Here is a 13,546-nt window from a genome sequence, read left to right on the forward strand (position 1 = left end):
ACTCACAGCAGTTCCTCCAGTTCATTCTTTTTCACCTTGCCGGTGGCGGTCATCGGTAGGCTCTGTACTAGGCGTATCTGCGGCACCTTGTAGCTGGCCATGGCGCTGCGGCACCACGCCTCGAGGTTGGCCGCAGCGCTCTGGGCATGGGCTTTGAGCACGATAAAAGCCACCGGCGCTTGGCCGCGCTGCGCGTCGGCCTGGCCGATCACGGCGCAGGCGAGGACATCGGGATGCTGGCCAAGTAGCGCTTCGATTTCGCTGGGAAACACGCTCATGCCATTGACCTTGAGCATCTCCTTACGCCGGCCCAGATAACGGATAAATCCCTGTTCGGTGATCTGCCCCAGATCGCCGGTGTGCAGCCAGCCGTCGCGCAGTGCCTGCGCCGATTCCTCCGGACGTTGCCAGTAACCGTGCAGCAGCGACGGGCTGCGCACGCACAGCTCGCCTTCAGCGCCCAAGGGCAGTAGCGCGCCGCTGGCGAAGTCGCAGACTTTAAATTCAGTGCCCGGCACTGGCAGGCCAACAAAGGTGGGCGCGCTGCTGAGGTCAAAGTCGTCCTGTTGCAGGCCGGCGGTAAAGGTGTCGCAGGTGTGGGTTTCGGTCATGCCGAAGCTGAACTCAAATAGCGTGGTGCCGGTGAGCTCGAACCAGCGCCGGCGGTAGTCGCGGTTGAGTTTTTTAATAAAGCTGATGCCGCCGGTGGCTTTCAGCGAGCGCAGATCGTAGTCATGCACCTGCGGGTGTTCGAGCACCTCAGCGGCGCTGTCGATCAGCAAGCCGCAGTGACTGACTTGGTAATGGGCGATGGCCTGGATAAACGCCAGGGCGTCCCAGCGCGCCAGCAGCACCAAGCGGCAGCCGCTAAACACCGGGAATAACAGGCCGGAGTTTTCCCCGGCAATCCAGAACTCGGGGAGGAAATTCAGCAAGGTGGCGTGGGGCGTCAGCGGCATGGCCACCGGGACAAAACTGGCGCAGGTGTAGAGCATATCGCCATGGCTGTGCACGCAGCCCTTGGGCAGGCCGGTGGTGCCGCCGGTGTAGTTCAGCGCAGCGAAATCCTCCAGCCTGAGTTTGAGCTCTGGCGGCGGCGCCTGGCAGGCGGCCAGTGCCGGCAGCAGATCGATATAGCCGGCGTCCGTTACCTTCGGCGCCAGCAGCAAGTCCGGCAACTGGATGCTCGGCTGCGCCGTCCGCAGTTCGCTGAGGCTGGTGGCGAGCAGGGTGCGCACGGCGGTAGCGGCTTGCACTTGCTGCACCAGCGGCAGCAGTTGATCAAAGCCAATCAGCGTTTGCGCGCCGCAGTCTTGCAGTTGATAACTCAGCTCCAGGCCTTTGGCCAACGGGCTGATCGGCACGTAAATGGCGCCAGCGCGGAGGATGCCGTAGAAGGCGATATGCAGTTGCGGGCAGTTGGGCATATACACCGCCACCCGCTCGCCAGGCTGAACGCCCAGTTCCTGCAATAACGCGGCGCAGCGATCGGCCAATTGATCCAGCTCGGCCCATGTCAGGCTGTAGCCATAAAACTCAATGGCCACCTGGCTGCCGCGTACTTGCGCCCAATGCTTGAGGTATTCCGGGAGGGGTTTAAGCCCAAGGGGATAGTGCGGTTCGCGCGGGGCGTGGGCGGGCCAGACGGCGGCTTGAAGGCTGCTGACTTGCTGCAAATACTGATCGAGGGACATGGGCGGCACTCATTTTTGTTATTTGCTGCCATCTTAGTCAGCCACGCCGGTGCTCAGAACTGACGGTTATTCATTGTGATTTATGAATACTGTGCATGGTTGCTCTCAGGCTGTTCCTTGCTACTCTGGGCTGAATGGGCGCAGTTTCAGGGTGTAATCATGAATGGCCAGCATGAGCCTGCCGGGCTTAATCGCATCGACCTCAACCTGTTTCGCGTGTTTGAGGTGATCTACCGCGAGCGCAGCCTGACCCGGGCGGCTTGTCTGCTGCACCTCAGCCAATCGGCGGTCAGCCATGCCTTGGCGCGTCTGCGCGAGCAACTCGGTGATCCGCTGTTTGTCCGCGAAGGGCGCGGGGTGGTGCCCACTGCCTTGGCTGAACAACTGGCGCCGGGCATTCAGGCATCCTTAAATGGCCTGCGCCGCAGCCTTGGCCGCGCCCAACAGTTTGATCCCAAGCACGACCGACGGCTGTTTTGCCTGAATATGCCGGAGCAAATGGAGCCCTTGCTGCTGCCGCGTCTGCTCAAACATTTAGGCCAGGTCGCGCCCAAGGTTGAGCTGCGTTGCAGCAGCCTGCACTGGGCTGAGGTGCCACGGGAGATGGCCGCCGGACGCGTCGATGTGGCGGTGGAAATCACCCGGCCAACGGATAACGAGCTGCGTCAGCAACTGCTGTTTAGCGATCAGTTTTGCGTGTTGGCCGGGCCGCAGGTGCGCGGTCCATTGAGCGCCGAGCGCTACCTGGCCGCTGAGCATGTGGCGGTCACCTCGCAGCGTCGCGGTATCTGCGCGGAGGACTTGGCCTTGGGCCATTTGGGCTTGAGTCGCAACGTGGTGCAGCACTGCCGCCACTACTTATCGGCGGCGTTGCTGGTGGCGCAAAGCGAGCTGTTGCTGACCCTGCCTCTGGGCTATGCCGAACTGCTTAACCTAGGCGGCGATAAGCAGATTTTGCCGCTGCCGCTGAATTTACCGCCGGTGACCTTGAGCCTGTATTGGCTGCGCCAGGCCGAGGGCGACGCGGCTGGCGCCTGGTTGCGCGCCCAGCTGTTGCAGCTGGCGCGCAACTCAGCCGAGGCCTGAGGGCTACAGTTTTACTTTATGCGGGGTTAGTTGCTTGGCGTATTCGGCGTAGCCCAAGACAAACTCGATATGGGCGCGCACGCCGGTGACCAAGGTGTTTTCATCCAGCATCACGTTGGGTGAATGCACCACGGGCGCGGTGGCGAGGTCGATGCCCGGCGCAGTTTGGCCGAGGAACACATACATGCCCGGGACTTTTTCCGCGAAGTAAGCAAAATCCTCACTGCCGGGCAGCAACTGGAATACTTCTTTGGCGTTGCCATCCGCGGCTTTGCTCATCGCGGGGGCGAGGGCGCGGGTCAGCTGCGCCGAGTTGATGGTCAGCGGCATCATTTCCACCACCTTCGTCTCGGCCTTGACCTGCTGCGCGGCGGCCGTTTGCTCGACCAGGTCAGGTAACGCTTCGGTCAGGGTTTTGCGGATACGGGCGTTATCGGCGCGGATGGTGCCCTGCATCTCCAGATCAGCGGGAATGATGTTGTTGGCCGTACCGGCGTGGATGCTGCCTACCGAGACCACGCCCATGCCTTGGGTCACATCGGTGCGGCGACTGACCAGGGTTTGCATGGCGCTGATGACGCTGCCGGCGGCAACAATCGGATCGGCGCCCAGCCACGGTGCGGAGCCGTGAGTCTGGGTGCCATGCAGGCGGATGCGGAAACTGTCCGAGCTGTTAAAGGCCGTGCCGACTTTATAGGTGATGTGGCCGGTACGGCTGGAGCTGAGTACGTGCAGGGCAAACATGGCCTGAATCCCGTACTGCTCGATCACGCCCTCTTGAACCATGCGCCGCGCGCCCCAGCTCTGCGCATTCTTGGCGTAAATATCGATATTCGACGGGCCTTCCTCGGCGGGCTGGAAGATAAACACCACGGTGCCGGACACTTGGTCCTGATGGGCACTGAGGATCTGCGCCGCACCGAGCAGCATCGAAGTATGGCCGTCGTGGCCGCAGGCGTGCATCACATCCACGGTTTTGCCAAAGAACTGGCCCTGCGCTTGGCTGGCAAAGGGCAGGCCGGTGGCCTCTTTGATCGGCAGCGCATCCATATCCGCGCGCAGGCCTACGGTGGGGCCTGGGTGGGCGCCATGCAGCACGGCCACCACCCCGGTGCCGGCTACCCCGCTGTGCACCTCTAGGCCCATCTGGCGCAGATGTTCGGCGACGAAGGCCGAGGTCTTGAGTTCTTGATTGCCCAGTTCGGGATTCTGATGCAGGTGGCGGCGCCATTCGATGACTTGCGCGGCTTGGCCATCGGCGGCGGCTTTGACCCAGTCGTGACTGCCTTCTTGCGACTGCGCGGCGCCACTGCTGAGGCTCAGCGCGGCAGAGAGGGCAAGGGCTTGGGATAAAGCAGATGGCGTGGTGGTGCGGAGTTTCATGCGGCATTTCCTTTGCGATGGACGTAGCAACCAGTCAGCCATCCCAGCCACCTCGCGGCCTATGGCCGTTGTGGGGATGGGGGCTGACGCCGCAGTCCAGCCTAGAGAGGGGCAAGGGAAGCGCGTAGTAGAACAATCTGATTAGTGGACGCTGCTGGCGGCAGATCCTTTTGCCGTGCGGCCGGTTAGTTGCGTCGATCGACGATGTAGCGTGCCAGCTCACGCAGTGGTTCGGCCTGTGCATCGAACTCGTTCAGCGCGGCCAGGGCCTGATCGCGTAGCTCCAGGGCATAGGCCTTAGCCGCCGACATGCCGAGCAGGGCCGGGTAGGTAGGCTTGTGATTGGCTTCATCCTTACCCTGGGTTTTGCCCAAGGTGGCGGTGTCGCTTTCCACATCGAGGATATCGTCCTGCACCTGGAAGGCCAGACCGATGGCTTGGGCGTAGCGTTGCAGGGCGGCCAATTGCTCCGGCGTAGCCTGGCCGCTGGCGAGGGCGCCCAGGCGCACGCTGGCTTCGATCAGGGCGCCGGTCTTGTGCCGGTGCATCACTTCCAGGGCATTTTGATCCAGGGCGATGCCGACTGAACCTAGGTCGATGGCCTGTCCACCAACCATGCCCCCCGGGCCGGCCGCCTGGGCCAGGCTGCTGAGCATGGCCAAGCGCGTTTCAGCCGGCAGCGGGTTGTGCTGGGCCTCGCTTAACACGCTAAAAGCCAGGCTCTGCAAACCGTCGCCCGCGAGGATGGCGCTGGCCTCATCGAAGGCGATATGGGTGGTCGGCTGGCCCCGGCGCAGATCGTCATCGTCCATGGCGGGCAGGTCGTCATGCACCAGCGAATAGGCGTGGATCAGCTCCACCGCACAGGCTGCGGCATTGGCTTGCTCGGCAGGCGCGGCCAAGGCTTCGCAAGCGGCGTAGGCGAGTAGCGGGCGTACCCGTTTGCCGCCGTTAAACAGGCTGTAGGCCATGGCGTCGTAGAGGCGTTTGAGCTCCGGGCGCGGGCTTTCTAGCAAGCGATGCAGGGCGGCATCGACACGTTCTTGGCAGCGGGTCTGGTACGCCTTGATCATGCTGGCTCATCCCCATCGAACGGCTCGGCTTGTACTTCGCCGTCACGTTCCATGAGGATTTGCACTTTCTGTTCAGCCTGAGCCAGGGCGGCCTGGCAATCGCGGGTCAGGCGCACGCCTTGCTCGAAGGCGCTGAGGGAGTCTTCCAGCGACAGCTCGCCGGTTTCCAGTCGTTCAACCAAGGTTTGCAGGTCGGTCAGGGATTGCTCGAAGTCGAGCGCGGCTTTTTTGCGGGCCATGGTGAATGTCTCAGGCTGGAACAGGTGAAGAAAACCGGCGTGACCCTATCAGAGCCACGCCATGCGGGCAAATTACCCTGCTATGAGGCGTTGCCGTAACCCCGGGCGAACAGCACGGCGCACAGCGGAATCAGTATCAGCAGCAACAGTTCTAGGCGGATCGCCCAAGTCAGCCACTGGCCTTGGCGCTCGCTTACCGCCGGCACCACACCGGCTTTTAAGGCGCTGCCCCAAGAGATAAAGCGCACTGTCGGGCCAATCGACAGCAGCGCCACCAGCACAAACAGGCCGACCTTGGCGTGGAACAGGCTGTTATGCAGGTAATAGGTGCTGCCTTTGCCAAACCACAGCACCCGCGCGGCGCCGCTCAGCAGCACCAGCACGGCGCAGATGCCATAGGCGCGGTCGGTGATCACCAGGCTGCGCGCACGGGGTAAATCCAGCGGCAGCTTAAACAGGATGTGCTCAATGCTGAGCAGGGCGAACAGCGCGAAGATCGCCAGATAGTGCACATAGGCGGCAATGGCTTGGCTCATCGGGTCATCCTCGCTACATGGCGGTTTAGTCGGCGCTCTTAAGCGGCTGGCTAAACCAGCGGTCAGTCCGGGTTAGGTGATAAGCATAAGCGCCCAGGCACAGGCTGCGCAGTGCCATAAAGCTCAAAAATGCCAACCACAGACCGTGATTGCCTAAGCCTTTTAAGGCCCACGCCAGAGGCAGGCTCAGGCCTAACGCGAGAAGCATGGCATTGCGCATTTCCCGGGCGCGGGTGGCGCCGATAAACAGGCCATCAAGCAGATAGCTCCACACCGCAATCAGCGGTAATGCCGCCAAGTACGGCAGGTAGGTGAAGGCGATGGCGCGGACCTCAGGCATGGTGGTTTGCAACTGCACAAACCAATGCCCGCCCAGCACAAAGAACAGCGCAAACAGCGCACTGGCCAGCAGCGCCCAGGCCCCGGACACCCATAGAGTGCGGCGCAGGCCTTGGCGGTCTTGGCTACCCAGAGCATGGCCACATAAGGCCTCCAGCGCATGGGCCAAACCGTCCAGGGCGTAGGCCGTGAGCATCAGGCCGTTAAGCAGCAGGGCATTGGCCGCGACGGTGGCTTCACCTAAGCGGGTGCCTTGCACCGTGATTAAAAAGAACACGCTTTGCAGCGCCAGGCTGCGGATAAAAATGTCGCGGTTCACGGCCAGCAGCGGCCGCCAGTTAAACCAACGCTTTAATGCGGGCCAATCAAGGTGTCCGGGATAGCGGCCCAGGGTGCGCTGGGCCAGATACAAGCCGAGCAGGGCACCGCTCCATTCGGCAATCACCGAAGCCCAGGCGGCGCCGGCCACGCCCCAGTTCAGGCCCAGTACAAACCACACTTCCAGCGCCACATTCAGCACCGTGGTGGTGAGCAAAATGGCCAAAGGGCCACGGGCGTTTTGTGTGCCCAGTAGCCAACCCACCAAAGCGTAGGTGGTGAGCGTGGCGGGCAAGCCAAACAGGCGGATATGCAGGAAGCTGCTGGTCAGGTCATTCAACTCTGGCGACGGGTTCATCAGGCCCAGGGCCACGTTGGTTAACGGCACCGCCAAGGCACTGAGAATCAAGGCCAGGCCGACGCCGAGCAATAAGCCTTGTAGCAACACCTGACGCAGCGCGCCGCCATCCTTACGTCCGGCGGCCTGTGCGCTAAAGCCGGTGGTGCCCATGCGTAAAAAACCGACGCTCCACGCCAGCAAGGTGTACAGGCTGCCACCTACGGCCACAGCGGCCAGTTGGTGGGCGTGGGGCAGACGACCAATGACGGCGGTATCGACCAGCGCTACCAGCGGCACCGAGAGATTGCTCAAGATCATCGGCAGCGCCAGGGCCCACACCCGTTTATGGGTGGGGCTATGGCGCCAAGCATCGCGCAGGGCATTCATGGGTGCATCTCGAATCTGAAAGTGGCGGTTTAGAGAGGCTGGATTACGAGCCGCAGATTAAGCGCTGCTTGCTCTGCTTGGCAAAAAAACCTCAGCGCCTGTCAGCGAGTCGCCCTGTGCGCGGCAGATGGCATGGCGCTGCGCGGTGGGGCACGCTCTGGGTGAGGTGACGGGTGCCCAGTACATGACCGGACGCGGGTTGAGGACGGCGCAGTCGGCCTTAGCTTGGCGGCCCGATGCCCGTTCATCTACTGATTCGACGCTGATTTTAGCCATGCCCAAGGCGGGTGCTGGAATAGCCGGTGCCTGCTCTGTTTGCACCCCAGCGAGCCTAGCCACGCTTAGTCAATGGGCGGTCGAACTGGGGCTTAACGCGGCCAGCCTGGCAGCCCCGAGCCCCCGATAAGCGCAAGGTGCAACTGAGCTTGGGCGCCAGTGGCAAACAGGGGGCGGCGACCGGCTATAAAGGTTATGGCTTACGCGGCGTATAAACCGCACAGGTGGGCGACAGCTCGCACTCCTCCATCAAGGTGGTGACGGCCTGGCGGTAAGTCTGCAGCTCATAGTCGGCCAGCTGCAGGCCGTTGAATTGCTCATTGGAGCTATTGGCGTTGGTCGAGGAGTAACGCGAGATGGGGAATTCACCTGAATCAAATGGCACCACGCCGGCGATGGCGAAGGCCGAGAAACCACCATTGGTGAATTTGTAGACATTCGAGTGGACGAAAATCTGGAAGCGGTTGGCGGGGTAGTGGGCGATAAATTTGTCGGTGACCAGATCGCTGATCACGTCAGCGCAGCGATCCAGATTACTGTTGCGATAGGAACAGGCCACATTGAACTCACCCGCCATTGCAGCGGCGCTGCTAAGTGAGGCGAGGGTAGCGAACAGGTAAGGTACGGCTTGCTTAAACACAAAAAACTCCTTACAGCAGCGCGAAAGAACGGCCGCAGCGCGCAGGCGCAGTGGCGAGGAAAAGTCTTGGGCTTGCATGGCTCGGTGCCATCATTGGCTTAAGGGCATGATAAATAATGCACTTACCCTCGCCAAGGGAGATTGTTGGACGATTGTGCGGTGCTGGCTGAGCGACTCTGTGCGAGCAGCCATGAAATCCCAGGGGAACCTCGCTTATAGTGTCGGGCAAAATAATTCTCCGACCCTGTAGGGAGTTGGCAATGCCGAACAAAGGACTGCTTCTGGCCCTGGCGCTGAGTGTGTTGAGCGCCTGTGATTCTTCCACCTCTGATCCGGCCCAGGTCACGGTCACGCCGCCAACCAGCACGTCATCCACTGTGCCGGTCAAACCTGAGCTGGATACCAAGGCCCTGGCCGCACGTTATGTTGGTCGCGAGTTGAGCGTGGCCGATGTCTCGGAAGTGCAGTTGGAGGGTGCCAGCGCCCTGTCGGTGAGCTTCTCCATTCCCCTCGATCCACAGCAGAAACTCAGCGAGCGCCTGCATCTGGTCGACAGCAAAAACGGCAAGGTGGATGGCGCCTGGGAGCTGTCAGATAACCTGATGGAAGCGCGTCTGCGTCATCTGGAGCCGCAGCGCAAACTGGTGCTGACCGTGGATGCCGGCCTTAAGGCCGTGAATGGCGTCAGCCTGGCCCAAGAGCATGTGGCGCGCCTGACCACGCGTGACCTGCAAGCCAGTGTTGGGTTTGCCAGCCGTGGCTCGCTATTGCCGACTCGCCTGGCCGAAGGCCTGCCGGTAATTGCCCTGAACGTGGCGCAGGTTAACGTCGAATTTTTCCGCATCAAGCCTGAACAATTGCCACGCTTCCTCAGCAATTGGGGTACTTCGAGCAATCTGGATAACTGGACTGCCAGTGAATTACTGCCACTGGCCGACTTGGTCTATGGCGGGCGTTTTGCCCTGAATCCGCAGCCCAACACCCGCGAAACCGTGCTGTTGCCCATCGCCGGGCTTGAGCCCTTCAAACAGCCGGGGGTGTATCTGGCGGTGATGCGTGAGGCCGGCGCGTACAGTTATTCCCAGCCCGCCACGCTGTTTAGTCTGAGTGATATTGGCCTGTCGGCGCGGCGTTATCGCGACCGCTTGGACGTGTTTACCCAAGCCCTGGACGGTGGCGATGCGCTGAGCAAAGTCACCCTGCAACTGCTCGACGATAAGGGCCAAGTGCTGGCTGAAGGGCACACCGACGGTGACGGTCACGCGCAGTTGCCGCTGCCGGCCAAAGCCAACGTGCTGCTGGCGCAACAGGGTGAACAAACCAGCCTGCTGCGGTTAAACAGCGCCGCGCTGGATTTATCCGAATTCGCCATCACCGGAGCCAAGGCCCACCCGCTGCAATTCTTTGTGTTTGGTCCACGGGATTTGTATCGCCCCGGCGAAGCGGTGCTGCTCAATGGCCTGCTGCGCGATGCCGATGGCCGGCCGATTAAGAACCAGCCGGTCAATGTCGAGGTGCGCCGCCCGGATGAGCAAGTCAGTCGCAAATTCGTCTGGCAGGGCGATGAGTCGGGCTTCTATCAATACGCCTTGCAACTGGCCGATGAGGCGCCGACAGGGCGCTGGCAGTTGCTGCTGGATTTGGGCGACGGCAAGCCGCAGTTGTATGAGTTTTCCGTGGAGGACTTTTTACCCGAGCGCCTGGCCCTGGATTTAACCGGCAGCAAGGAGGCTCTGAGCCCGGCCGATGCACTCAAGGTAAAGGTCAGCGGCCGTTATCTGTACGGCGCCCCGGCGGCGGGCAACAGCCTGCTCGGTCAGCTCTATGTGCGGCCGCTGCGCGAAGCCGTGGCGAGCTTGCCGGGTTATCAGTTTGGCTCGGTGATTGAAGACGACTTAAAAGAAGACATCGAGCTGGATGAGTTGCAACTGGATGAACAGGGCAAGGCTGAGCTGAATATCGACAGCCGCTGGAGCGAGGCCAAGTCGCCGCTTAATTTGATCGTCCAGGCCAGCTTGCAGGAATCTGGTGGCCGCGCCATCACCCGGCGCTACAGCCAGGCCGTGTGGCCAGCGCCACGTTTGCCGGGAGTGCGCGGTCTGTTTACTGGCGAGGAAGTGGATGCCGACGGCTTGGCTGAGTTTGAAGTGCTGGTGGCCGATGCCGCCGGCAATAAGCTCAGCGCCGATCAGCTCAGCGTGCGCTTGATTCGCGAGCGCCGCGACTACTTCTGGAACTTCTCCGAAGGCGATGGCTGGAGCCACGACTACACCGAGAAGTTCCTCACCCTGGATCAGCAAGAGCTCAAGCTCGAAGCCGGTAAAACCGCCAAGGTCAGCTTCCCGGTGGAGTGGGGCCCATATCGCGTGGAGGTGATCGATAACGCCACCGGCATGCTCAGCAGCCTGCGCTTCTGGGCCGGCTATCGTTGGCAGGACAACGCCGACGGCGGCGCGGTGCGCCCGGATCAGGTCAAGCTGGCGCTGGACAAACCCGCCTATAGCGATGGCGACACCGCCCAAGTCACGGTCACGCCGCCGGCTGCCGGCAAGGGCTACCTGATGGTCGAGTCCAGCGAAGGGCCGCTGTGGTGGCAAGAGATCGATGTGCCGGCAGAAGGCAAAACCTTCGACATCCCCATGGCCAAGGAGTGGGCGCGCCACGATCTATATATCAGCGCCCTGGTGATTCGCCCCGGCGAGCGCAAAGCCAATGTCACGCCTAAGCGTGCGGTGGGCTTGTTGCATCTGCCGCTTGAGCGTAACGAACGCAAGCTCAACCTGACCTTGACTGCGCCAGAGAAGATCCGTCCGCAGCAGACCCTTAAGGTTAAGCTCAACGCCAAACAAGCCGATGGCAGCCCGGCCAAACAAGCCCACGTGCTGGTCGCGGCGGTGGATGCCGGAATCCTCAATATCACCGAGTACGTCACCCCCGATCCGTTTGCCGGGTTCTTTGGGCGTAAGGCCTATGGCGCCGATCAGTTGGATATCTACGGCCAATTGATCGAAGCCGGTCAGGGCCGCGTGGCCAAGCTGGCCTTTGGTGGTGATGCGGCCCTGGCGCCGGGCGGCAAACGCCCGGACACCAGCGTGTTGATCGTCGCCCTGCAAAGCCAGCCAGTGACCTTGAATGAGCAGGGCGAGGGCGAAGTCAGCCTGGAAATCCCCGACTTCAACGGCGAGCTGCGCTTGATGGCGCAGGTGTGGAGCGATGAGCAGTTTGGCGCTGGCGAAGCGAAAACCCTGGTCGCCGCGCCACTGATTGCCGAGCTGTCGGCGCCGCGCTTCTTAGCCGGCGGCGATAACACCCAGCTGGCGCTGGACCTGCACAACCTCTCCGGGCAGGCTCAGCAGCTCGACGTGCAGGTCGACGCCACAGGGCAGTTGCATCTGGCCGCGGGGCAAAGCGCCTACCGTCAGGTGCTGCAACTGGCCGACAACGCCCGGGAGATTCTGCATATCCCGGTCAGCGCCGCTGATGGTTACGGGCAGGGCCAGATCCGTGTGCGGGTCAATGGCCTGACCCTGCCGAACGAGGCGCCACCGGCCTTTAGCCGCGAGTGGCAAATCGGCGTGCGACCGGCCTATCCGGCGCAGCTCAAACACTTTCGCGCGGTGCTCAAAGATCAGCCATGGCAGTTGCCGGCAGAGGCCTTAAGCGGCTTTGCCCCAGCCGGTTTGGAGGCGCGCTTGGTGCTGTCGGGACGGCCGCCGCTGAACCTGGCCGAGCAGATCCGTGCGCTCAAAGCCTACCCCTATGGTTGCGCTGAGCAGACCACCAGTGGCCTGTATCCGGCGTTGTATGCCGACGCCGCGCAGCTGCAACAGCTGGGTATCGAGGCCGAGCCGGACGAGCAACGCCGCCGCGCCATCGAGCTGGGCATCGAACGCTTGCTCGGCATGCAGCGCTACAACGGCAGCTTCGCCCTGTGGAGCGCCGATGGCGATGAGGAGTATTGGCTGACGGCCTATGTCAGCGACTTCCTCCTGCGCGCTCGTGAGCAAGGCTTTGCCGTGCCCAAACAGGCGCTGGATAAAGCCCAGCAGCGCTTGCTGCAATACCTGCAGCAGAGCGGCTTGATCGAGCTCAGCTACAGCAGCAATACCGCGCAAAGTGCCTTTGCCGTGCAGGCTTATGCCGCCTACGTGTTGGCGCGCAGTCAGCAAGCCCCGCTGGGCGCGCTGCGCAGTCTGTATGACCGGCGCAGCGAGGCAGCCTCGGGCCTGCCCTTGGTGCAGTTAGCGATTGCCTTGCAGAAGATGGGCGATCAACCGCGCGCCGATGATTTGCTCAGTGCCGGCCTGGCCCGTGGCCGCAATAACGACAGCTGGTTGGGCGACTACGGCAGCGACTTGCGCGACCAAGCGCTGATCCTTGCCCTGCTGGAGGAGCATGACCTGGCCGCCAGCAGCCGCGAGCAGCGTTTGTTTAAGCTGGCCGATAGCCTGGCCGCGCAGCAGTGGTTGTCGACCCAGGAGCGCAATGCCCTGTATCTGGCCGGGCGCAGCTTGCTGAGCAAGCCGGAGGCCAAGTGGCAGGCACAGCTGCAAAGCGCCAGCCTGAACTTTGTGCTGAACAACGCGCGCAGTGGTTTGAAGCTGGATGGCAAGGATCTGAGTTTGCCGCTGAGCATCAGCAATCAGTCGGCGGATGCGGCCAATACCGCGCTGTACCAGCAACTGACCCTGTCTGGTTACCCGTCTCAAGCGCCGGCGGCCAGCTCGGAGAATCTGTGGATTGAGCGGCAGTATCTGAACGCCCAAGGCGAGCCGCTGGACTTAACCCATCTGCGCAGCGGTGAGCTGGTGTTGGTGCATATCGCCGTGAAAGCTAAACAGCGGGTGCCGGATGCCTTGGTCGTTGATTTGTTGCCAGCGGGCCTGGAGTTGGAAAACCAAAATCTGGCGCAAAGCTCGGCCAGTCTCAAGGACGCCAGCAGCGATGTGCAGCAGTGGTTAGAGGCCATGCAGAACGCCAACATCAAGCATCAGGAGTTCCGCGCTGATCGCTACGTGGCGGCGTTGGACGTGGACAGCTATGGCGTTAGCCATTTGCTCTACCTGGCCCGCGCGGTCACCCCCGGCAGCTACCGGGTGCCGGCGCCGCAAGTGGAGTCGATGTACCGGCCCAACTGGCAAGCCTTGGGCAACACGCCAGGGCGCCTGCAGGTCAATCCGCGCTAAGACCGCGTACGGTGCAAGCGCCGCACAGGCGCTTGCACCATTGCTGCGA

9 protein-coding genes are annotated in these 13,546 nt (G+C 62.1%); 2 read left to right on the forward strand and 7 right to left on the reverse strand.

Annotated elements, in window-relative coordinates:
• Positions 1–2: 2 nt before the first annotated feature.
• Complete coding sequence (locus NTD81_RS19735; RefSeq protein ID WP_262184443.1) at positions 3–1,694, reverse strand: AMP-binding protein; 1,692 nt, start codon at positions 1,692–1,694, stop codon at positions 3–5.
• 159 nt (positions 1,695–1,853) lie between these two features.
• On the opposite strand from NTD81_RS19735, the gene NTD81_RS19740 reads away from it, so the two are divergent.
• Positions 1,854–2,780, forward strand: coding sequence for a LysR family transcriptional regulator (locus NTD81_RS19740; RefSeq protein ID WP_262184444.1), 927 nt, complete (start codon positions 1,854–1,856; stop codon positions 2,778–2,780).
• Positions 2,781–2,783: 3 nt separating this feature from the next.
• Here the strand turns inward: NTD81_RS19740 and NTD81_RS19745 are convergent, their stop codons facing one another.
• The 6 genes from NTD81_RS19745 to NTD81_RS19770 form a co-directional block, all read right to left on the reverse strand.
• Entirely contained in the window at positions 2,784–4,163 is a 1,380-nt protein-coding gene (locus NTD81_RS19745) for an amidohydrolase (RefSeq protein WP_262184445.1), read from the reverse strand.
• Between the two features lie 185 nt (positions 4,164–4,348).
• Positions 4,349–5,236 (reverse strand): (2E,6E)-farnesyl diphosphate synthase, encoded by an 888-nt coding sequence (gene ispA, locus NTD81_RS19750; RefSeq protein WP_262184446.1) that lies wholly within the window; start codon positions 5,234–5,236, stop codon positions 4,349–4,351.
• On the reverse strand, positions 5,233–5,475 hold the full coding sequence (locus NTD81_RS19755; RefSeq protein ID WP_262184447.1) for an exodeoxyribonuclease VII small subunit: 243 nt from the start codon (positions 5,473–5,475) through the stop codon (positions 5,233–5,235). Before NTD81_RS19755 ends, ispA begins: the two co-directional genes overlap by 4 nt.
• A gap of 80 nt (positions 5,476–5,555) precedes the next feature.
• A complete protein-coding gene (locus tag NTD81_RS19760) occupies positions 5,556–6,011 on the reverse strand; it encodes a DUF2214 family protein (RefSeq protein ID WP_262184448.1) in 456 nt (151 codons plus the stop codon).
• A gap of 25 nt (positions 6,012–6,036) precedes the next feature.
• Positions 6,037–7,395 carry an MATE family efflux transporter gene (locus NTD81_RS19765; RefSeq protein ID WP_262184449.1) on the reverse strand — a complete coding sequence of 453 codons (1,359 nt, stop codon included), beginning with the start codon at positions 7,393–7,395 and terminating at the stop codon, positions 6,037–6,039.
• 469 nt (positions 7,396–7,864) lie between these two features.
• Positions 7,865–8,311, reverse strand: a complete 447-nt coding sequence (locus tag NTD81_RS19770) for a hypothetical protein (RefSeq protein WP_262184450.1) — start codon at positions 8,309–8,311, stop codon at positions 7,865–7,867.
• Positions 8,312–8,571: 260 nt separating this feature from the next.
• Here NTD81_RS19770 and NTD81_RS19775 point away from each other — a divergent pair, with 260 nt between their 5' ends.
• Positions 8,572–13,497 carry an alpha-2-macroglobulin family protein gene (locus tag NTD81_RS19775; RefSeq protein ID WP_262184451.1) on the forward strand — a complete coding sequence of 1,642 codons (4,926 nt, stop codon included), beginning with the start codon at positions 8,572–8,574 and terminating at the stop codon, positions 13,495–13,497.
• The last annotated feature ends 49 nt before the right edge of the window (positions 13,498–13,546 follow it).

It is taken from the genome of Pseudomonas sp. 5P_3.1_Bac2, assembly GCF_025465995.1.
Classification (GTDB): domain Bacteria; phylum Pseudomonadota; class Gammaproteobacteria; order Pseudomonadales; family Pseudomonadaceae; genus Aquipseudomonas.